The 20354-nt window shown below is 55.2% G+C and carries 23 protein-coding genes and 1 other RNA gene; 13 read left to right on the top strand and 11 right to left on the bottom strand.

Annotated elements, in window-relative coordinates:
- Nucleotides 1–42 precede the first annotated feature (42 nt).
- A complete protein-coding gene (locus QZ517_RS00540; RefSeq protein WP_294220310.1) occupies nucleotides 43–549 on the bottom strand; it encodes a hypothetical protein in 507 nt (168 codons plus the stop codon).
- 147 nt (nucleotides 550–696) lie between these two features.
- On the opposite strand from QZ517_RS00540, the gene QZ517_RS00535 reads away from it, so the two are divergent.
- Entirely contained in the window at nucleotides 697–1107 is a 411-nt protein-coding gene (locus QZ517_RS00535; RefSeq protein WP_294220308.1) for a SufE family protein, read from the top strand.
- A gap of 36 nt (nucleotides 1108–1143) precedes the next feature.
- Here QZ517_RS00535 and QZ517_RS00530 read toward each other — a convergent pair whose 3' ends face one another.
- From QZ517_RS00530 to QZ517_RS00485, 10 genes are all read right to left on the bottom strand, one after another.
- The gene (locus QZ517_RS00530) at nucleotides 1144–1374 is read right to left on the bottom strand and encodes a ribbon-helix-helix domain-containing protein (RefSeq protein WP_294220306.1); all 231 of its coding nucleotides are present in this window, start codon (nucleotides 1372–1374) and stop codon (nucleotides 1144–1146) included.
- Nucleotides 1371–1541 carry a DUF4169 family protein gene (locus QZ517_RS00525; RefSeq protein ID WP_294220305.1) on the bottom strand — a complete coding sequence of 57 codons (171 nt, stop codon included), beginning with the start codon at nucleotides 1539–1541 and terminating at the stop codon, nucleotides 1371–1373. The genes QZ517_RS00530 and QZ517_RS00525 overlap by 4 nt, the downstream gene beginning before the upstream one ends.
- 47 nt (nucleotides 1542–1588) lie before the next feature.
- The gene (locus QZ517_RS00520) at nucleotides 1589–1726 is read right to left on the bottom strand and encodes a hypothetical protein (RefSeq protein ID WP_294220301.1); all 138 of its coding nucleotides are present in this window, start codon (nucleotides 1724–1726) and stop codon (nucleotides 1589–1591) included.
- A 118-nt stretch (nucleotides 1727–1844) separates the two neighbouring features.
- A complete protein-coding gene (gene fumC, locus QZ517_RS00515; RefSeq protein WP_294220298.1) occupies nucleotides 1845–3239 on the bottom strand; it encodes a class II fumarate hydratase in 1395 nt (464 codons plus the stop codon).
- A gap of 188 nt (nucleotides 3240–3427) precedes the next feature.
- Nucleotides 3428–3898, bottom strand: coding sequence for a ClpXP protease specificity-enhancing factor SspB (locus tag QZ517_RS00510; RefSeq protein WP_294220296.1), 471 nt, complete (start codon nucleotides 3896–3898; stop codon nucleotides 3428–3430).
- 80 nt (nucleotides 3899–3978) lie between these two features.
- Nucleotides 3979–5235, bottom strand: coding sequence for a chromate efflux transporter (gene chrA, locus QZ517_RS00505; RefSeq protein WP_294220293.1), 1257 nt, complete (start codon nucleotides 5233–5235; stop codon nucleotides 3979–3981).
- Between the two features lie 51 nt (nucleotides 5236–5286).
- Nucleotides 5287–5718, bottom strand: coding sequence for a nuclear transport factor 2 family protein (locus QZ517_RS00500; RefSeq protein WP_283424828.1), 432 nt, complete (start codon nucleotides 5716–5718; stop codon nucleotides 5287–5289).
- Between the two features lie 228 nt (nucleotides 5719–5946).
- Nucleotides 5947–6299, bottom strand: a transfer-messenger RNA (tmRNA) gene (gene ssrA / locus QZ517_RS00495).
- A 124-nt stretch (nucleotides 6300–6423) separates the two neighbouring features.
- Entirely contained in the window at nucleotides 6424–7077 is a 654-nt protein-coding gene (locus QZ517_RS00490) for a TenA family protein (RefSeq protein ID WP_294220290.1), read from the bottom strand.
- A 79-nt stretch (nucleotides 7078–7156) separates the two neighbouring features.
- Nucleotides 7157–7885 carry a GntR family transcriptional regulator gene (locus QZ517_RS00485; RefSeq protein ID WP_294220288.1) on the bottom strand — a complete coding sequence of 243 codons (729 nt, stop codon included), beginning with the start codon at nucleotides 7883–7885 and terminating at the stop codon, nucleotides 7157–7159.
- Nucleotides 7886–7966: 81 nt separating this feature from the next.
- Between QZ517_RS00485 and QZ517_RS00480 the strand changes: the two genes are divergently transcribed.
- The 12 genes from QZ517_RS00480 (at nucleotide 7967) to QZ517_RS00425 (ending at nucleotide 20248) form a co-directional block, all read left to right on the top strand.
- On the top strand, nucleotides 7967–8737 hold the full coding sequence (locus QZ517_RS00480; protein WP_294220285.1) for a DUF2182 domain-containing protein: 771 nt from the start codon (nucleotides 7967–7969) through the stop codon (nucleotides 8735–8737).
- A gap of 25 nt (nucleotides 8738–8762) precedes the next feature.
- Nucleotides 8763–9455 carry a DUF1326 domain-containing protein gene (locus QZ517_RS00475; protein ID WP_294220283.1) on the top strand — a complete coding sequence of 231 codons (693 nt, stop codon included), beginning with the start codon at nucleotides 8763–8765 and terminating at the stop codon, nucleotides 9453–9455.
- Nucleotides 9456–9461: 6 nt separating this feature from the next.
- A complete protein-coding gene (locus QZ517_RS00470; RefSeq protein ID WP_294220280.1) occupies nucleotides 9462–9980 on the top strand; it encodes a DinB family protein in 519 nt (172 codons plus the stop codon).
- Nucleotides 9981–10059: 79 nt separating this feature from the next.
- Nucleotides 10060–11052, top strand: coding sequence for an acryloyl-CoA reductase (gene acuI / locus QZ517_RS00465; RefSeq protein ID WP_294220278.1), 993 nt, complete (start codon nucleotides 10060–10062; stop codon nucleotides 11050–11052).
- A gap of 76 nt (nucleotides 11053–11128) precedes the next feature.
- The gene (locus QZ517_RS00460; protein WP_294220277.1) at nucleotides 11129–11545 is read left to right on the top strand and encodes an HIT family protein; all 417 of its coding nucleotides are present in this window, start codon (nucleotides 11129–11131) and stop codon (nucleotides 11543–11545) included.
- A gap of 83 nt (nucleotides 11546–11628) precedes the next feature.
- Nucleotides 11629–12849: an aminotransferase class V-fold PLP-dependent enzyme gene (locus QZ517_RS00455; protein ID WP_294220274.1), complete on the top strand. Its 1221-nt coding sequence runs from the start codon at nucleotides 11629–11631 to the stop codon at nucleotides 12847–12849.
- A gap of 375 nt (nucleotides 12850–13224) precedes the next feature.
- Entirely contained in the window at nucleotides 13225–14436 is a 1212-nt protein-coding gene (locus QZ517_RS00450) for a cyclopropane-fatty-acyl-phospholipid synthase family protein (protein WP_294220273.1), read from the top strand.
- Nucleotides 14433–14867 (top strand): TrgA family protein, encoded by a 435-nt coding sequence (locus QZ517_RS00445; RefSeq protein ID WP_294220270.1) that lies wholly within the window; start codon nucleotides 14433–14435, stop codon nucleotides 14865–14867. The genes QZ517_RS00450 and QZ517_RS00445 overlap by 4 nt, the downstream gene beginning before the upstream one ends.
- 3 nt (nucleotides 14868–14870) lie before the next feature.
- Nucleotides 14871–15995, top strand: coding sequence for an NUDIX domain-containing protein (locus QZ517_RS00440; RefSeq protein WP_294220267.1), 1125 nt, complete (start codon nucleotides 14871–14873; stop codon nucleotides 15993–15995).
- A 57-nt stretch (nucleotides 15996–16052) separates the two neighbouring features.
- Nucleotides 16053–17090 (top strand): cysteine synthase A, encoded by a 1038-nt coding sequence (locus QZ517_RS00435; RefSeq protein WP_294220262.1) that lies wholly within the window; start codon nucleotides 16053–16055, stop codon nucleotides 17088–17090.
- Between the two features lie 12 nt (nucleotides 17091–17102).
- Nucleotides 17103–19532: a DUF3772 domain-containing protein gene (locus QZ517_RS00430; protein WP_294220260.1), complete on the top strand. Its 2430-nt coding sequence runs from the start codon at nucleotides 17103–17105 to the stop codon at nucleotides 19530–19532.
- Nucleotides 19529–20248 (top strand): alanyl-tRNA editing protein, encoded by a 720-nt coding sequence (locus tag QZ517_RS00425; RefSeq protein ID WP_294220258.1) that lies wholly within the window; start codon nucleotides 19529–19531, stop codon nucleotides 20246–20248. Before QZ517_RS00430 ends, QZ517_RS00425 begins: the two co-directional genes overlap by 4 nt.
- Nucleotides 20249–20354: the final 106 nt, after the last annotated feature.

The raw sequence follows: 20354 nt of genomic DNA, 5'->3' as shown, positions 1-20354 counted from the left end.
TCCGCCTATACTCTCATCAATGGCGGTCTATACTTGGGCCTTTTAGCGGGCGCGACGGTCCAAGCTATTGGTTAACGCTTTTACCCGGATTGTGCGCACGCCAGCCATCTCCTGTTCTGTCAAAACGACGGCTGTGGTGACTTCTCGGGATTGGTCAGAGCCGCCAATGACAGGTTCAAGTGGCGGACGTCCCATCAAGTCCAACGTCAAGACACCACCCTCAAAAGCGTTTTCGTTTGGTACAATGAGGCGGATATCCGACGTCCCGTGCACAGAGGACACGCCCACGGCCATGATCAAGCGGCCTTCCGTCACTTTGTGAACTTCCACCGACGTGACCTTGTCGATCGGGAGGCCCCTGTATTCGGCGGTTTCCTGACTTTGAAAGAACGACCGACCGTCCTCAGTCTTCTCCGGAATCAACGCGTTGGTTTCCGTTTGCACCTGACTTTCGCGGTCTTTGCCCCACCAATTGGATGGATTCCATCGAGATTGGCAGGCCGACAAAGCCAGTGTCGTTGTCAACAATAGTAAGACAGGGGTGCGCATCGATAGGCCTCATTCTTTGGTCCATGAGTTAACCTATTCGTATCTCCTTGAAAAGCACCAGATGATGGAGATGCGCGAGGGGTGGACCTTTCAGCCTGCGCATCATAGGGAATTACCGCAGTATCAAGTCACAGGAGTGATCCGCTCATGGCCACCGAAGCTTTTGAATCCATTGTCGAGGACTTTGAGTTCATCGAAGATTGGGAAGACCGGTATCGTTATGTGATTGAACAAGGCAAAGACATGCCTGCTTTGGATCAAGCGTTGTGCGTTCCGGCGACCAAGGTGGACGGCTGCGCCAGTCAGGTTTGGTTGCATCCAACCATTGAAGGCGGTGTGTTGACCTTTGACGGTGCAAGTGACGCGATGATTGTGAGTGGTTTGATTGCCGTGTTGCGCAAGCTTTATAACGGGCTGAGCCTTGCGGATGTCGTGGCTGTAGACGCGCGGGCGGAGCTCGAGCGTCTCGGGCTGAACGAACACCTGTCGTCACAGCGCTCCAACGGCTTGCGGGCCATGATTAAGCGGATTCGTTTGGTGGCATCCGAAGCGGCCTAAAACGTCCTACCGGGCGTTGCCCTCCGGCGGGGATATTTAGGGGTTAGATGAAGCGCGGGTGCGAAAATAGGCCAGAACATAAAGCCGAATGGCGGTGGCAAGCCCTGCTTCCAAATCGCGATCCGCATCAATTTGCGCCGCTAAAGCGTTGATCGGGATGTTTTTTTCATCTGCGATATCGCGAAACGCCCGCCAAAAGTCATCTTCCAAGGACACGCTGGTGCGGTGACCGCGCAAGGTCAAGGAACGCTTGATAGGGCGGCTCATTCGCGCTCATTACCATCAAGTTCTTGGCGCGCTTTGTCTGCCAGCGTAGATTCACGCTGTTTCTGGGCTTTGGTACGGCCAAACTTCACTGCGTTTTCATTTGCCTGCGTTTGTTTGTTTGCGCGGGCTTTGGCTTTGCGGAACTTATTGAGATTCACAACGGTCATGGAGTGAGACTAACGCTATCCCATGGACTTGCCCAGCATGAGATGCATCACAGCCCGGCGGCGTCAGGCTCACACGATGCGATCTCATCAATCACCATAGCAAACACAGGCGTTGTGGCCAGGGACAGCCCACCCATAATCAGGATGAGGATTAGGTGCAGGGGACGGATGCTCTGTTTTTTCATGAGGTTTACCTATGGCTGCTGTCATCAAAATTCAAACGGTTGACCACATTTTTTCCGTCGAAAAAAGAAAAAGGCAGCCCACAATAAGCCGCCTTCTCCAACTGTTATAGCGCTGTGGTTAGGCCTTTGGACCAATCATCTGCTCCGGGCGGACCACTGCGTCGAAGGTTTCTTCATCCACAAATCCAAGCGCAACAGCCTCTTCTTTCAAGGTGGTACCGTTTTTGTGGGCTGTTTTTGCCACTTTGGTCGCATTGTCGTAACCGATGGTTGGCGCCAGCGCTGTGACCAGCATGAGGCTCTCCTTCATCAGCTTATCAATACGCGGCTCGTTGGCTTTGATGCCGTTCAACATACGCTCGGTAAAGCTGTCTGCGACATCACCCAATAGCTGCATCGATTGCAGCAGATTGTAAGACATCATCGGGTTGTAGACGTTCAGCTCAAAGTGACCTTGGGAGCCCGCAAAGGTCATGGCGGCGTTGTTGCCCATAACGTGCGCGGCAACCTGGGTCATGGCTTCGGCTTGAGTTGGGTTCACCTTGCCTGGCATGATCGAGGAACCTGGCTCGTTTTCCGGCAAGATAAGCTCGCCAAGACCGGAGCGCGGACCAGAGCCCAAGAAACGAATGTCGTTGGCCACTTTGTACATCGCGCCAGCCACGGTCGCGAGTGCACCAGACATGAAGACCATGGCGTCATGTGCTGCCAGAGCTTCGAATTTGTTTGGTGCAGTAACAAAGGGCAGGCCGGTGATGTCTGCCATATGGCCTGCCACAGCTTCGCTCCAGCCTGGCTGTGTGTTCAGGCCGGTACCCACGGCAGTTCCGCCTTGCGCGAGTTCATAGATGCCAGGAAGGGCTGCCTCAACGCGGGCGATGCCTTGACGGATCTGGTGCGCATAGCCGCCAAATTCCTGCCCAAGGGTCAGTGGTGTGGCGTCTTGGGTGTGGGTCCGACCAATTTTGATGATGTCTTTGAACTCTTCGGACTTGGCTTCCAGACCTTCGGCGAGCTTGGTCAGGCCGGGCAGCAAAACATCCCGAACGGTCATTGCAGCGCCAATGTGCATGGCGGTTGGGAAGGTGTCGTTGGAGGACTGTCCCATGTTGCAGTGGTCATTCGGGTGAACCGGATCTTTGGACCCGATCACACCGCCGAGGATTTCGATCGCGCGGTTGGCAATCACCTCGTTGGAATTCATGTTGGATTGGGTGCCTGAACCGGTCTGCCACACAACCAGTGGGAAGTTGTCGTCAAACTTGCCGGCAACCACTTCTGATGCGGCTTCAATCACTGCGTCAGCGATTTTTGCGTCCATCTTACCGGTGGCTTTGTTTTGCATGGCGCAGGCTTGCTTGATCACGCCAAGCGCGCGCACAATCGCCACAGGCTGTTTTTCCCAGCCAATCGGGAAGTTCATGATCGAGCGCTGGGTCTGTGCGCCCCAATACTTGTCGGAAGGGACCTCAAGCGGGCCAAAGCTATCGGTTTCTGTACGGGTATCTGCCATGACGACCTCCGGTAAAACATGTCAGGAGTGTCATAGCGCACATGCAGCAAAGTGCAATGCTGTATACCGTGGGATACCGCTAACAATGTGCGGCAAATGGCCTTCAAAATACGCAGAAATTACGAGACAGACAGCTCCTGAGCCGACATCATGCAGAAAGGCACGTGTTGATTGAGGACAACGACAGGTTACTTACGAAAGCTGTCCAACGACACCACTTCAGCATCTTTGCGCGGCTCTTCGACGATCTCTTCGAGATTGATTTCATCTGGTATTTCGTCAAGGACCTCGTCTTCTTCCTCATCGTCCTGTGTTTCAAAACGCAAGCCAAACTCCACCGAAGGATCCACAAAGGTTTTGATGGAATTATAAGGAATATAAAGAGGTTCCGGAGCATCTCCAAAGTTAAGAGTAACTGCAAAACCCTCATCCGTGACGGTCAGGTTGTCATACCAATGCTGCATGACCACCGTCATTTCACCTGGATAACGATCCGCTAGCCATTCCGCGATTTCGACATCGGGGTGTTGTGTATCGAAAGTGATAAAGAAGTGATGCTCACCCGGCAGGCCGTCCTTTTGAACATCGGTCAAAACCGTCTGAATCAGGCTGCGCATCGCGCGATGCATGAGATTTCCGTAGTCGATGGTCCCGGACATATAAGTGCTCCGATAGTCTGTTGTTTCAACAATAGACCATTGCGCGGGAAACGAAAGATGATCCAGCGCAAAAAGTTGGGCTAAAGCAGACCAATTGCCATCGAAGCCAGTGCAGACAATGCCAACACGCCAAGTAGGGGGGCGCGAAACCTCAGCATCGCGAGGATTGCCGCCACCGTCAGCAGGCCTGCGGTGGCGTCAAAGGTAGTGAGAACGGGGAGGGTGCCAATTGAACTTGCCGATGTTTCCGAAAACAACAAATTGATGGTGAACCACAGGCTTAGGTTGGCAATCACACCCAGGACAGCCGCGGATATCAATGTGAGCGCGGCGCTAAGGCGTGGGTTTGCAAGGATTCGGGAGACATGTGGGGCGCCTGCGAAAATCCATAGAAAACAGGGGATAAACGTGCACCATAGTGCAAGCAGCCCGGCGGTGATTGCCAGCGTTGGCCCACCCTGAATTTGACCAGCCAATGTGGCAACAAATTGTGTCACGAGGATCAGCGGTCCGGGCGTGGTTTCAGCAAGCCCCAAAGCATCCATCATTTGATCAGTTGTGAGCCAACCAAAGTCTTGCACCACGGCTTGCACCATATAGGCAAGCACCGCATAGGCACCGCCAAAGGTGACAACAGCCAATTGCGAAAAGAACAGAGCGACGTCTTTGAGAAAGCCACCAGCCAAAACTGCAAAGATCACCGGAACCAGCCAAAGAGCGCCCCAGATCAAAGTGGACTTGAGCGTTTGTCTCCAAGCGTTTGTACTTTGCGTTTGTTTGACATCCGGCTCACGTTCAACCGATGAAGATGAGAGAGCGAAACCAAGTACGGCAGCGATCGCAATTACCGCAGGGAACGGTACTACTCCGGTGTATAACGCGACAAAACTCAGGAGAGAAACAAGAATATTTGTCCTGCTTGTCAATACTTTGCGGGAAAGCCCCAACAACGCTTGCACAATGATTGCGACAACGGCCGCTTTTACGCCCAGAAAGGCCGCGGCGACCATTGGGAGATCGCCATAAGCGGCATAGCCAGCCACAAGACAGAAAATGAGTGCGGCACCAGGAAGCACAAAAAGCATCCCTGCGAGAACTCCGCCAAGCGTACCGCGCACCTTCCAACCACAGAAAGTGGCAAGCTGCATCGCTTCAGGTCCGGGCAACAACATACAGAAGGAAAGAGCGCCGAGAAATTCTTTCTCTTTCAACCACCCCGTGCGGTCGACAAGCTCTTGGTGCATCAATCCAATTTGCGCCGCAGGGCCGCCAAAAGACATGAGGCCAATACGTCCGAAGACGCGCAGCAATTCGGATAGGGTGGGCATCTGCGTCATAGCACAATGGCTAGCGCACGACGCCCCGGATGCAAGGTGTTTTTACGTGGTTTAGGCGACCTTTTGCCCAGTCAGACACATGGCCATAGTTTGCTCCGGCAAGAAGCCCATTTTTTCAAAAAACGCAACCAAATCAAAGTTGTTATAGGCTTCAACCATGATTGACCCTTCGAAACGAACAAACAGCTGACCAAACCCTGTGATGCGTTCACCACTGACCGGGTTTAGAATGCTCATGGTCCAGAGTGCTGCTGCCCAGTCGCCATCGACCATTACCTTTTCCACGCAGACAATTGGGTCTTCGACCAAGGCCAAATACATGCTCGCCATTTCGCGGAAATCGTCCGGTCCAACATCAAAGCCAGGCAACACACCTTCAGCCTTGCTGTCTTGACGGAACATCTCGTCGATTGCATCCATATCGGCTTCTACCCAAACACGCCGGAACCAATCTTCGATTACTTGTTGTTTATCTACAGACATTTTGAGTGCCTTCCAGTTGTATCCCCAAAGCAGACGCTACGGTCCAAAGAGTAAGTGAAAGGTTAAAAAAAAAGGTCAAATCGTGGCGAAATTGGGATTTTTAACAAATAAAGTAGTTTTCACCCCAAAGTATTAATACCGAGTCTCAAATTAACCACTTTTCGCAGAAAAATTAACGCCTTCGGCGACGTCTCTGCGACTCGGTTAATTTAGGAAATGGGAGTGGAAAGTGCAGGATTCTGTTGCCAGGTTCCTGCGGACCCCGCCTTAGGTCGCTAAACCCAAGGAGTTAGTTTCGGCGACATTTACAGCTTACGCTGCAACTGCCATTGCCGGAGCACGATTGTCATTTGCAATTGTACAGTTTTCGCCGATAACGGTGGCAGACAGCCGAAACAAAGCTAACTTCTTTAGACGTCCGTCGATCCTATTTCGTCCCCATGATCCCCAAATGAAGGATGTTTGGTGGAGACGCCGGGTACCGCCCCCGGGTCCGATCCGTTTATTGCAAGCGCGTTTATGTCCATAGTCCCCGAAGAGACACCCCATAGATAAGCCTGTTGCGGGGGAGGTGCAAGCGGCTGTTAATAAATTTTGGCGCGTCGGTAACACGTCTGTATTGCGGCTGTTTTGCGGAGGTGAGGTGTTTGGCGGTCCGAAACAGGTTATCAGACCGTGCGTTGCGCCGAAAAACGTTAATCCACGTTAGGCATGTTCAGCGTAAGCGGCGTCCCAGAAATCGCGCTCCAACGTCACAGCCCGCAAGAAGAGAGCCTCAACCTCGCCTTGGGCCTCTGTACTTAATGTTGGCCATACGGCGTCCAGCTGGCTTCGCAGATATTCCACCACACCTTCAAAACCGTCACCGGCATGCAGGGTGATCCATTCGGCAAAATAAAACGGCAGGTCGTCTTTGGGCGGGTTCACTGGCGTGGCCCAGCTCAGATAGACCCATTCCGCGACTACCAGCACGGCCAGCATCAACTCGTAACGGCCGGAGGCAGCAGCCTCAGCCATCAAAGCATTGAAACCCTCGGTGGGCAGGGCAGGTGGCGCGTTTTGCTCTGCCTCACTCATATCGAGCGCTTCAAACGAGCGCAGGAAGTAGGTGTTTTCCGGGCCAGTGACCAAAGCGAGGAACTGCGCCGCGGGCACCGAGTCGGCCAAGGTTGGCGCGTGGGCAATGGCACTTGCGAGCAGACGCACGAAGTTTCCGACAAATTGGTAATCTTGCGCCAGATACCAACGCATTTTGTTCAGCGGCAGGGTGCCTTCCGCAAGCTCCGTGCAAAACGGATGGGTTGTCGCGGCGGTCCAGTCGTCACCCGCAAGGGTGCGCAGATGGTCGGTCGGGCGCATGTCGATCTCCTGTTGCGCGGCTCTTGAGGCCGGGTTGGTCGGAGAAAACGCAGTTTGCGCGGGAGGTGCAAGCCGATTGTTATCGTTTGGCGCGGGCTTCCATGGCTTCTTCGCCCAAAGTCAGCGTGTATGCTGTGAGTTCGGCAAGCGCCGCATCCGCGTCGGCACTATTTTGCATCTCCAGCGCATCAGCAATGCGGGTGTGCAGACCTATGATCACGTCGCGATTGCGCTGTGTGAAGGTGATCATGTTCATCAGCGGCTGCATCGCCTCCACAGCGCCAGCCAGTTGATAAGATAACACCGGGTTGCCGGCACCATCCACCAGCGCGCGGTGAAAGGCCACGTCACTGTCACAAAAGCGCTCGTCCGAGAGACCCGGCTGGGCCTGACGGTGGATTTCAGCCCGCATGGTGGCGAGATGATCTGGGGTACGCCGGGCAGACGACAACGGCGCACAGGCGCGCTCCAGCGCAAAACGGGCTTCGCAGGCGGTTTCAAAATCCACCGCGTTCATTGACAGAAGGAGCGTGCTGGTCGTGATATGTTGCGCGTAGGCGTCATCATATGAGAGCCGCCGCACAAAAGCGCCGCCGGTTGCGCCGCGCTGGGTGCGGATCAGGTTCTGCGCTGCCAAGCGTTTCAGCGCCTCGCGCACCGTTGAGCGAGACACGTCAAATTGGTCTGCCAGCTCGGATTCAGAGGGCAGGCGTTCATCAACATTCATGTCACCAGAGATGATCGCATCACGGATGGCTTTGGCGATCTGAGCAGACAGATCGGTTTTGTTTTTGGGGTCTATTTTCAATTGTCTGACATTTAGTGTTTGCTGTGCGTTTAATTGTCTGACATTTTAGACAGCAAGTTGTGAGTCGTGGCAAGAGGAGGAATGTCGACGATGATCGCAGATCGCATTCGGTCCATGACGGGATTCCATTGGCTGACTTTGTTTGGCGGCATTTTGGCCGCGTGGGCCGTGTTGTTTTTGATGGCTATCCCAGCGGAGTTGCGGGAATTAAACGCGATATACGGCGCAGATTTCTGGACATCACTTTGCACCATCACGCCGGACGCAAGCGGTTTTGCCCGCGTGCTTTTGATGTGGATTGTGATGAGTGCGGCAATGATGGCACCAACTGCTTTGCCCGCATTTGCCACCTATGATGATCTGGCGCAACAGGCGCCGGGCGCAAGGTTCTCAGCTTTGGTTGGCGGATATCTGGCAGTGTGGATCGGGTTTTCCATACTGGCCGCAGCGCTTCAGATGGTGTTGTTTCAAGCCGGAGTGCTTGGCGCATTGGGCGAAAGCCGGTCGGCGTTTTTCTCGGCCTTCTTACTGGTGGTGGCCGGGCTGTATCAGTTTTCGCCAATGAAAGAGGCCTGCCTGTCCAAGTGCCGCATGCCGATGACATTTTTTATGCAGCATTGGGAAGAGGGGCCGTGGAAAAACGGTCTGCGCCTGGGACTGACGTGCTTGGGCTGCTGCTGGGCATTGATGCTTTTGGCATTTGTGGGCGGCGTGATGAACATCGCGTTTATGGGGCTGGCCACGCTGATCATGATTTTTGAGAAACTGCCTGCCATCGGGCGTTGGGTGACAAAACCACTGGGGTTCGTGCTGTTGTGCAGCGCGGTCTACGTGGCGGCGAATGCCCTGTAAGAGATCACTTAAGGAGGAACACACCATGGCTTCGGACAACACTACGGCGCCGGCCAAAATCGACAATCGCCATCCGGAGGCGGCAAAATCGGGGCTTGGGACCATTCCTTGGACCATCAAGGGCGAGCTGATCCTCAACTGTAACTGTACTGTGTTTTGCCCTTGTGTGGTGAGCCTTGGCCTACACCCCCCAACGGAAGGCCACTGTCAGACCTGGGGCGGCGTGCGGATTGACGAAGGTCAGTATGGTGATGTCGACCTGTCCGGTCTGAACATTGGCCTGCTGATCGAAATTCCCGGCATGATGAGCCGCGGCAACTGGAAAGTGGCGCTGTTCATTGATGATCGCGCCAGTCCTGAGGCCTATAACGCGCTGGTGGATATTTTCAGCGGCAAAGCCAAAGGCACGACAGGGCTGTTCAAGGTTCTGGTGGGCGAGATCATTGGCGTAGAGCGTCAGCCAGTTGGTTATGAAACCTCCGAGGATGGCAAAACCCGTCACATCACCGTGGGTCGCAAGATTGAAGGTGTGGTCTATCCTGTTGAAGGGAAAGACAAAGACGAAGAGATCGTTATCAAAAATACCAAATATTGGATGGGACCGGACATCACTGTGGCCACCGCTTCCAAAGGCCGCGTGCGCGCGTTTGGTCGGGTGTGGGATTTTGACGGGCGATCCGCCGAAATCTGTCAGATTGACTGGCATGGACCTCGGTAAGCGGTCATGAGCATGATCACGCCCGCGTATTGTCAGATGATGGCCCGGTATAACGCCTGGCAGAACCAACAGATGCGCGCGGCGTGTAAAACCTTGACGGAGGCGGAGTTGCGGGCTGATTGTGGTGCGTTCTTTGGCTCGGTCATGGCGACGATCAATCACATTCTTTGGGCAGATGCCCTTTGGATGAGCCGCTTTGACGGCGGGGATGGGCCATCCAAGCCGGCAAAAGAGCATGCAGAGACTTGCGCAACCTTCGCGATCTGGGCACAGGAGCGCCTTCGCATGGATCAACGGATAATGATGTGGGCTGAAAGTGTTTCCGCAGACGCTTTGAGCGGCGATCTCAGCTGGCATGCACAGATGTTGGACAAAGACTTTCGTAAGCCGATGGCGCAATGTGTCGTGGGTTTGTTCAATCACCAGACCCATCATCGCGGGCAGGTGCATGCCATGGTGACCGGCTTTGGTCGTAAGACAGAAGACACGGATTTGGTGTTGATGCCGCAGGGGTTTGAGCTGTGATATCGTCCCGCAGCCTTCGGCGCGGATATTTTGGGAATGCGAATGCTGGACGGCGGTCTGGCGCGAGAGGAGAAATGAGATGTTCAAAGCATTGGTGATGGACCAAAACGAAGACGGTTTGGCAAGCGCGTCAATTAAGGATTTGACGCTGGATGACCTGCCACACGCTGAGGTCACAGTGGCGGTGGAGTATTCCACGGTGAACTACAAAGACGGATTGTGTCTGTCCGCCAAAGGTGGCGGTTTGGTGCGCAAGTACCCGCATATCCCGGGCATTGATTTTGCGGGTACGGTCGAGACGTCTGAGGATGAACGGTATAAGCCGGGCGACAAGGTTGTGCTGACCGGCTGGCGTATGGGCGAGGCGCATTGGGGCGGCTATGGCCAAAAGGCGCGGGTAAACGCTGATTGGCTGGTGCCACTGCCTGAGGGTCTGACGCCGCAGCAGGCCATGGCGGTGGGCACGGCTGGGTTTACGTCGATGCTGTCAGTGATGGCGCTCGAAGATCACGGCTTGAAGCCGGGCAACGGTCCGGTGTTGGTGACCGGCGCGGCGGGCGGTGTGGGCTCTGTGGCTGTCGCGATCCTGGCGAACCTAGGCTATGAGGTCGCTGGTGTGACCGGACGGCCGGAGAGCGGGGATTACATCAAGTCCCTGGGAGCCACACAGATTGTGGCGCGCGAAGAGCTCAATGAAACCGTGAAGCGCCCATTGGAAGGCGAAACATGGGCTGGTTGTGTTGATGCCGTGGGCGGCGCGATGTTGGCACGGGTGCTGGGTCAAATGAAATATGGGGCGTCAGTTGCCGCCGTGGGTTTGGCCGGGGGCGCAGCGTTGCCTGCGACCGTGATCCCGTTCCTGCTGCGCGGTGTGAACCTTTTGGGCATCGATTCCGTGATGCAGCCGTATGACAACCGTCTGCGGGCCTGGGAGCGGATTGCCAAAGATCTGCCTATGGACAAGCTGGAAGCGATGGTGAAACCAGCCACGTTGTCTGATTTGCCGCAATTGGGTGCAGACATCCTGCAAGGCCAGGTGCAGGGCCGCGTTGTGGTTGACGTGAACGCGTAACAGCGCGAAAACATGGTGAAACAGGCGGGTGAGGCAACTTGCCCGCCTTTTGCATGTCTAAAGGAGCTAATCCGCCATGGCGTATGACACCGACAATATTTTTGCAAAAATCCTGCGTGGGGAAATCCCCAGCGAGAAGCTTTATGAAGACGACGACACCTATGTGTTTATGGACATCATGCCGCGCGCGGACGGGCACTGTTTGATCATTCCAAAGACTCCGTGTCGCAATATGCTCGACGCCACGCCGGAACAGCTGACCGCCTGCCTGAAAACGGTTCAGAAGATGGGCCATGCTGTGATGCAAGCCTTTGATGCAGATGGTGTGACAGTTCAGCAGTTTAACGAGGCAGCAGGCGGGCAGGAGGTGTTTCACTTGCATTACCACGTGTTGCCGCGCCTTGACGGTGTGAAGTTGCGTCCGCCGGGCACCATGGCGGACTTTTCTGTGCTCAAGGAACTGGCAGATAAAATCCGCGCTGTGATGGCGTAAACGTCGCGTTTAGGGCATGTTTCCCGACTTGACCCTGCCCGAAAACGGCGGTTTTGTGCGAGGCAACTAAGGGGAGGTATCCAATGCTTGACGTAGATTTTGTTCGCAGCCAATTTCCGGCGTTTTCAGAACCGTCGCTTGAGGGACAGGCGTTTTTTGAAAATGCAGGTGGCAGCTATACCTCCGCGCAGGTGATTGACCGGCTGACCCGGTTTTATCGCGAACGCAAAGTGCAACCTTATGCGCCGTATCGCGCCTCTGAGTTGGCTGGAGCAGAGATGGACGAGGCGCGGGCCCGGCTCGCAGGGCTGTTGGGCGTGGACAGTGATGAGGTGTCTTTTGGTCCTTCGACCACACAGAATACCTACGTTTTGGCGCAAGCATTTCGTCAGTGGATGGATCCGGGTGACGCAATCATTGTGACCAATCAGGACCATGAGGCCAATTCAGGCCCGTGGCGGCGATTGGCCGACGAAGGCATCGAAGTGCGTGAGTGGACCATTGATCCCGACACGGGGCACCTCGACCCAGAAAAGCTCATGGAGCTGCTCGACGATCGCGTGCGGTTGGTGTGTTTCCCGCATTGCTCCAACGTGGTGGGTGAGATCAATCCGGTGGCTAAAATCACAGCGCTGGCGCATGCTGCGGGGGCGTTTGTCTGCGTGGATGGCGTGAGCTATGCGCCACATGGGTTGCCGGATGTTGGCGGGATGGGCGCGGACATTTACATGTTTTCCGCTTATAAAACCTATGGTCCACACCAAGGCATCATGGTTGTCCGACGCAATATTGGGGGAATGTTGCCCAACCAAGGGCATTATTTCAACGGCGACAGCCTGTACAAACGATTTACGCCAGCCGGACCGGACCACGCGCAAGTTGCGGCCAGTGCGGGCATGGTAGATTACATCGAAGCTGTTGCGGCGCATCACGGAATTCTGGGTGAGACACCCGTGGCGACGGGCGCGGCTGTGCATGATCTGATGCGCGACCACGAAGAAAAGCTGCTGCAGCCTTTGTTGGATTATGCGACATCAAAGAACTCCGTGCGGTTGATTGGACCTACAGAGGCGGCAAAACGTGCGCCAACCGTTGCGTTGGTGGCAAATGCTCCGGGCGAGGCACTTGCAACTCAACTGGCCGCCCATGGGGTAATGGCCGGTGGTGGCGATTTTTATGCGCTTCGAGCGTTGGAAGGAATGAATGTTGATGCCACTCACGGTGTTTTGAGAGTCAGCTTTGTGCATTACACCAGCGAACAAGAAGTGCAGACATTGATTTCGGCACTCGACGCGGTTTTGTGAAGCAAGACGCCAGCACCGCTGTAAGTGTTTGAAAGGACACTGAGGGTGGGCAGGGCGGCGCAGAGGTCGAAGCCCCCTCGGCTCAAGTTGGAAGTTCACCACGCCGTTGGGTGATGAAAATTGACAGTTTAGGCGGCCACATCAAAGTTCGTCGCCGTCTTGCCGCAGATTGTACACATCCCCATATGTGAAATCCTCAGAGCTTTGACAAATCGTGTTTGTCACAGCTTCTGAGAGCCTTGCCGCAGGATCGTAAGGTGCAGGGGATGCGCCTGATTCTGTGGCAAGGTGCCACTTCAATTCCCAAAAAAACCTTGCCGTAAGGCGCTGCTCCCGCCTAGCCTTTGTATCACACAAGGAAGAGGGGGGACGTAAATGTACCTGACGTCGACCAAAGGTGAAGCTAACCTACCGCGCTATTTTGCAGCGGTGTTTGACACCGCGCAAAAGATCAACAACGGACAGATTGATTTTGTCCTGCAAGACGGACGTCGATTTCGGGCAGAAGGCACAGAGACAGGGCCTGTCTGTGAGATGCATGTACACAACGGTGACACCTTTGCGCGACTGATGAGAGAGGGAGAACTTGGATTCTGTGAAGCCTATCTCGAAGGGTGGTGGTCCTCCCCAGACTTGCAGGCGTTTTGTGATTTCCTGCGCCACGACAATGACGCGCTGTATGACGGGTTTCCGGGCATGTATTTTGTTCGTGCGTTTGAACGTCTGCGCCATTGGATGAACACCAACACAAAAACGCAAGCCAAGAAAAATATCAGTTACCACTACGACTTAGGCAATGCGTTTTACAGTCTGTGGTTAGATGACACGATGACCTATTCCTCAGCCATTTTTGAAACCGGCCAAGAGAGCATGGAAGACGCACAAATTGCCAAATACGCCAGTATGGTGGATCAGATGGGGGTAAAACCCGGCGATCATGTGCTGGAAATCGGCTGCGGCTGGGGCGGCTTTGCGGAATATGCAGCCAAGGAGCGTGGTCTAAAAGTCACCGGTCTCACAATCTCAGAGGAACAGTTGAAGTTCGCAAAAGAACGTATTGAAAAAGCGGGTCTTTCTCACATGGTGAACTTCAAACTACAGGACTACCGCGAGGAGACTGCGACTTACGACGGGATCGCCAGCATTGAGATGTTTGAGGCCGTGGGTGAGAAGTATTGGCCGGTGTATTTTGAAGCGGTGCGAGACCGCTTGAAACCGGGCGCCAAGGCAACGCTTCAGATCATCACGCTGACCGAAGAGCGGTTTGAACAATACCGAAAGAGCGTTGATTTCATTCAGAAATATATCTTTCCTGGCGGTATGCTGCCTAGCCCGTCCGCCTTGCGCGAAGAGGTCACTAAAGTTGGGATGACCGTTGCTGGGTCGATTGAGTTTGGTGAGAGCTACAGCCAGACTTTGCGTCGGTGGCACGAAACCTTCAACGCCCACTGGGATCGCATTCAGGGGATGGGGTTTGATGAGCGTTTCCGCCGCATGTGGAATTTTTATCTGACCTCTTGTGCTGCGGCGTTTCGCAGTGGAAGCTGCGACGTGACTCAAATCACGATCGAAAAGCCCAGTATATGATCTCATCCAATAAGTTAGTTGCCGCCAGCTGCCTTGCCATAACCGGCGGGCTGGTGGCGGAGTTTGTGAAACCGCAAATGCCGGAGGGATCCAACCCTGGGCAGATGACAATGATTTGTGTGGTGATCGGGCTCGTTGTTGGGTGGCGCGTAATGGGACGACGCGCCGGGCGCAGTGGCGCGGTTGAACTGGGGCTTGTTGGTGTGGTCTCATTGGTGTTTTGGGGGTTGTTGATGTTTGGCCTCATCGAGATGTTGCGCCTCGCAATGCGGCGACGCTTGGACGAGCCAGTGGAGGCTTTGGAGCGTGCAATCACTGTAGCGATGGAATATGGGCTGTATTTGCTGCACCCCACCGTCCTGGTGACACTTGCGGTGAGCGCCGTGGTGAGCGGCTATTTTACTAATTTTGCGGCGCGGCACTGGGGCTGATCTATGAAAAATGTATTTGTGTATGGCACGTTGCGACACGTGCCGCTGCTTGAGGCTGTGCTTGGGAAAGCAGCAAGTGAGTTGGACTTGAAACCCGCAAATTTGCTCGACCATGCGGTGTTTGCTGTACAAGGCCAGGACTTTCCAATCCTAAAGCCATCTGACAACCAGGCTTACGGTTTGTTCATCGGAGGCTTAAGCGAGGATGGCGTTGAACGTCTCCGGTTTTATGAAGGCAGCTATGACTATGATTTGACGGACGTTTCCGTGGAGGTTGATGGTCAGTCACACGCGGCGCAGGTGTTCAAAAGTGACAACACGGGTTGGATTCCTGATGGTGCATGGTCGCTCGACGGCTGGGCGCAGCGGTTTGGCGAGGTTACGGTCCTCAGAGCGATCGAAGAAATGACTTACTTTGGGCACCGGAGCCGCGACGAGGTGGACCGTATGCTGCCGATGATTAAGGCGCGGGCCACCGCCAAAATGCAGGCACAGCGGCGCAATGATGCGGTGAGCCCAAGTGGCATGACACGTGCAGATGTGAGTGATGTCACCTTAACCCGGCCGTACGCCGAATTTTTCACAATGGAAGAATATGACCTGACCTTCCGCCGTTATGACGGCGCGCGAAGTGATATGGTCAAGCGCGCGGTATTTGTAGCCACAGATGCGGTGATTGTGCTGCCGTATGATCCCATACGGGATCGCGTTTTGTTGATCGAACAATTCCGGCCTGGACCTTTGGCGCGTGGTGATGATTTGCCTTGGCAGCTGGAACCAATCGCGGGACGCTTAGATGCGGATGAGACGCCGGAGACCTGTGCGCGTCGCGAGGCTCAGGAGGAGGCGGGGCTTGATTTGTCAGCTCTGCATGAGGTGGCAAACTGCTACGCTTCGCCAGGATGCAGCACAGAATTTTACAACATTTACCTTGGCTTGGCTGACCTTCCTGATGAGGTGGTTGGCGTGTCTGGTTTGGCGCAGGAAGCCGAGGATATATGTTCTTATGTCTATAGCTTTGATGAGCTGATGCAGATGGTCGACAACATGCAGGTGGTGAATGCGCCGCTGGTTTTGGCGGCCCTTTGGCTGGCAAGACATCGCGACAGGTTGCGCGGGACCGCTTGAGTTTGCCCCGCGCCTTGCCTACACAGGATTTCAGACATCTATAAAGGACCGCGCAACATGCATATCGCCCGTGATCTGGCCCAAGCGATTGGCAACACCCCTTTGATCCGACTGAACAAAGTCAGCGATGAAACTGGGTGTGAGATTTTTGGCAAGGCGGAGTTTATGAACCCCGGACAATCCGTCAAGGATCGGGCCGCGTTGTATATCATCAAAGACGCTATTGCGCGCGGTGAGTTGAAGCCTGGCGGCACTATTGTTGAAGGCACTGCCGGCAACACCGGGATTGGCTTGGCACTGGTCGGCGCCTCCATGGGTTTCAAAACCGTGATTGTGATCCCTGAGACGCAATCGCAGGAAAAGAAAGACATGTTGCGGCTTGCTGGCGCTGAGTTGGTTCAAGTGCCGGCCGCGCCGTACAAAAACCCCAACAACTATGTGCGCTACTCTGGGCGTTTGGCTGCCCAACTTGCCAAGACGGAGCCAAACGGTGCCATATGGGCCAACCAATTTGACAATGTGGCCAACCGGTTGAGTCACGTGGAAACCACCGGTCCAGAGATCTGGGAACAGACTGGCGGCAAAGTTGACGCGTTCACCTGCGCCGTTGGCTCAGGCGGCACATTGGCGGGTGTTGCTGAAGCCTTGCAGCCAAAGGGTGTGAAAATTGGCCTCGCAGATCCGATGGGCGCAGCGCTGTACAATTTCTACACAAATGGTGAATTGAAATCCGAAGGCGGTTCAATCACCGAGGGCATCGGGCAGGGGCGCATCACTGCCAACCTTGAAGGCTTCACCCCGGACATGAGCTATCAGATTTCCGACGAAGAGGCGCTGCCGTATGTGTTTGACCTACTGGAGAACGAAGGCTTGTGCCTTGGTGGCTCCTCTGGTGTGAACGTGGCAGGTGCTGTACGCATGGCCAAGGAGATGGGTCCCGGCAACACAATTGTCACGATCCTTTGTGACTACGGCACGCGCTATCAGTCCAAACTGTTCAACCCCGAATTCCTGAAGGAAAAAGGCCTGCCGACCCCTGCGTGGCTGGGCAACAAAGGCCCAAGCAGCATTCCAGGTGTGTTCGAAGACGTATAAGGCGGTCCCATAATGCGCCCACTGGCCAAGATTCTGAGTATAGCGGTCACGGTGATGACCGTTTGGGTCACAGCGGTCTGGGCGCAGGGCACATTGCCACCTGATTTCGGAGAATGGCGGCGGGTTGCGGACCGTGCCGCCGAAGCCATCGACAATGATCGTGCCTCTGAAGCGGCCATGGACTCGCTGCGCGATCAGCTCTCGCTATGGAGTGAGGATTTTTCCTCCGAAAGTTCGCGGTCCCGAATTTCGGTCCTAACCCTGGAAGCTCAATTGAAGCGACTGGGCCCTGTGCCCGAAGGCGGCGAGGCGGAGGATGTTGCCGACGAGCGACGGCAATTGGAGCTTTCGTTATCAGAAGCCACAGCGCCGGTGCGACGAGCAGACCTGGCACTTACGGAAGCAGAAGAGCTGATCCGGTCGATCGACGTGTTGTTGCGCGAGCGTCAGACGCAGATTCTGTTGGAGCCGGGTCCTTTTCCTCTCAAACCAGAGCTTTGGGGACCTGCGCTGCGGGAATTGAGCGAGTCGTTCCGACTGATTATTCTGGAGTTTCAAACAGGTTGGGTGCACGAAAAGCAGCGCAATCAACCTCAGTCGTCATTGCCACAGATGCTGTTTTTCCTCGCGATCGCGTTCGTCTTACTGACACGCGGGATGCGTTGGACGGACCGGGCGCTGCAGGGCATGATCCGCGATCGTCAACACTTGTCCGCAACACGCTGGATTGCGGTGTTTCTGCTGTCTTATGGGCAGGTTGTGCTGCCGATGTTGGGCGTGCTTGCCTTCTCCAAGGCGGTATATGCCACGGATCTGCCCGGGCTGCGCGGCGACGTGGTGTTGTCTATTCTGCCCTTGATGACGTTTGAGTTGCTGACGGCGCGCTGGTTAGGGGAACGGGTGTTCTCACGCAATGACCGGCCTTTGTTGCTGGTCAATCTAAGCGAAAAGGAAAAGCGCAAGGGGCGGCGGGCCAGTACTGTGCTGGGCGCGATGTTGGCGCTGAGTTCGCTGTTTGTAGAACTGGCACGCTATGAAAGCTGGAACCAGGGCACTGAATCGGTGGTGTTCTTTGTCATCACAGTGATTGCCGCCTATTTCCTTGGGCTGCTTGGGCGGTTGGTGACGCGCCATGCAGGTTCGATGCGCGCGGAAGAGGACGGACCGCTGACAGCAATTGGTCAGCTGGTTTCGCTGTTGGGGCGCTACACGATTGTTGTGTCATTGATTGGCGGCGTACTTGCCACCATCGGCATGACAAGAGGCGCCAGCTACCTGGTGTTTTCCAGCACGCGAACGATGTTCCTTGTGGCCTTCTTGCTGGTGGCACAGCGGGTTATTCAGAAGATATTCTCAGCCCTGAACGGGAGGGATGATGAGGACAGCCCCTTGGCGGCTGTGTTGGCGGGTATTGGCATTGTGATCCTGTCGTTGCCGGTCTTTTTGATGAGCTGGGGCGCGCAGGTGTCCGACCTGCACCAAATCTGGCGCAATATTGCGGATGGCCTGACATTTGGTGACTTGATTTTGTCACCGGAAACCATCCTGCTGTTGGTGGTTGTCTATGCGTTTGGACATGGAGTGACGCGCCTGTCGCAAAGTTTCTTGCGCGACAATATCCTGCCAAAGACAAGCTTAGATGCTGGTGGACAGACTGCAGTTGTGTCTGGCGCAGGCTACATCGGGATCTTTCTGGCTGCCCTCATTGCCCTGAGCGTGGCCGGGATCAACCTTGGCAACATCGCGCTTTTTGCTGGGGCGCTGTCAGTTGGGATTGGTTTTGGTCTGCAAAACATCGTGTCCAATTTTGTCAGCGGCATAATTCTGTTGATTGAACGCCCCGTGAGTGAAGGCGACTGGATCGATGTGAACGGGCAAATGGGCTATGTGCGCGATATTTCAGTGCGGTCCACCCGGATTGAGACGTTTGATCGCACCGACGTGGTGATCCCAAACAGTGATTTGATCGCCGGCACCGTCACCAACTACACTCGTGGCAACACAGTGGGCCGGGTGATTGTGCCAGTGGGTGTGGCCTATGGCACGGATACGCGATGGGTTGAGGGTATCTTGCGAGAGATCGCAGAGTCTCACCCAATGGTGTTGGCCAATCCGGCGCCATCGGTGGTGTTTCAAGGGTTTGGCGCGGACTCGCTTGATTTCGAGATCCGCGCGATTTTGCGCGATGTAAACTGGATGCTGACGGTGAAAAGTGACCTGAACCACGAGATCGCACGACGGTTTGTGGCTGAAGGTATCGAAATTCCGTTTACGCAGCGCGATCTGTGGTTGCGCAATCCCGAGGCCCTGCGCGGGGAGGCTCCGGCTGCCAAGCCCTCTACGCTTCCGGTGTCTCAAGCGATCACGCCGGCGAGCAGCGCACCAACACCACCGGACATCGACGATATGGACGGGTCAGATTCAGATGGGGACGGACGATGAGCAAGCTGCTGTTTTTGGAAGACGCCTATCAAAAGGAAGCGATCGGCGTGGTGATTGGACATACACCCGAAGGGGGGATCGTGCTGGACGCGCCCTTGTTTTATGCCACCAGCGGCGGGCAACCAGGGGACAGCGGCCATTTGGAGTGGGACGGCCACCGGACAGAGATCGCGACAACAGTAAAAACGCTGGACGGCGGGATTGCATTGGTACCCTCTGCGCCGGAAGAATTGCCGCCAATTGGCACCGACGTGACCCAGGTTTTGGACTGGGGCAGGCGGCATCGACATATGCGGGTGCACACCGCGTTACATCTATTGTCCGTGGTCATTCCTTTGCCTGTGACCGGCGGATCCATTGGTGCCGAAAAAGGTCGGTTGGATTTTGACATGCCAGACGCGCCGGAAGACAAACAAGCCTTGAGTGATGCCCTGAATGCGTTGATTGACCGCGATTTGGCTGTCACCGAGGACTGGATCACTGATGCGGAATTGGCCGCCAATCCCGGATTGGTGAAAACCATGTCGGTCGCGCCACCCAAAGGCGCAGGCAAGGTGCGGCTAGTGCGGATCGGCACTGAGGATGAGCAGGTTGATCTGCAACCATGCGGTGGCACACATGTGGCCAGCACCGGCGAGATTGGCCGCGTACGAATTGGCAAGATTGAGAAAAAGGGAAAGCAGAACCGGCGGGTGTATTTGCACCTCGACGGCTAACGCTTTCTCGCTTTGAAGTTGCGCAACATTTAAAGGCCGAAGGTCGAACGTCTGCGGTTTTTGTATCTGAGATGTCGGCCCAAAAAAAGGCGGGGTGCCATGTCCA

This window comes from uncultured Shimia sp. (assembly GCF_913054185.1).
Taxonomy (GTDB): Bacteria; Pseudomonadota; Alphaproteobacteria; order Rhodobacterales; family Rhodobacteraceae; genus Shimia.
The sequence above is the reverse complement of the archived record's forward strand: the minus strand, read 5'-3'. Positions and strand labels throughout refer to the sequence as shown.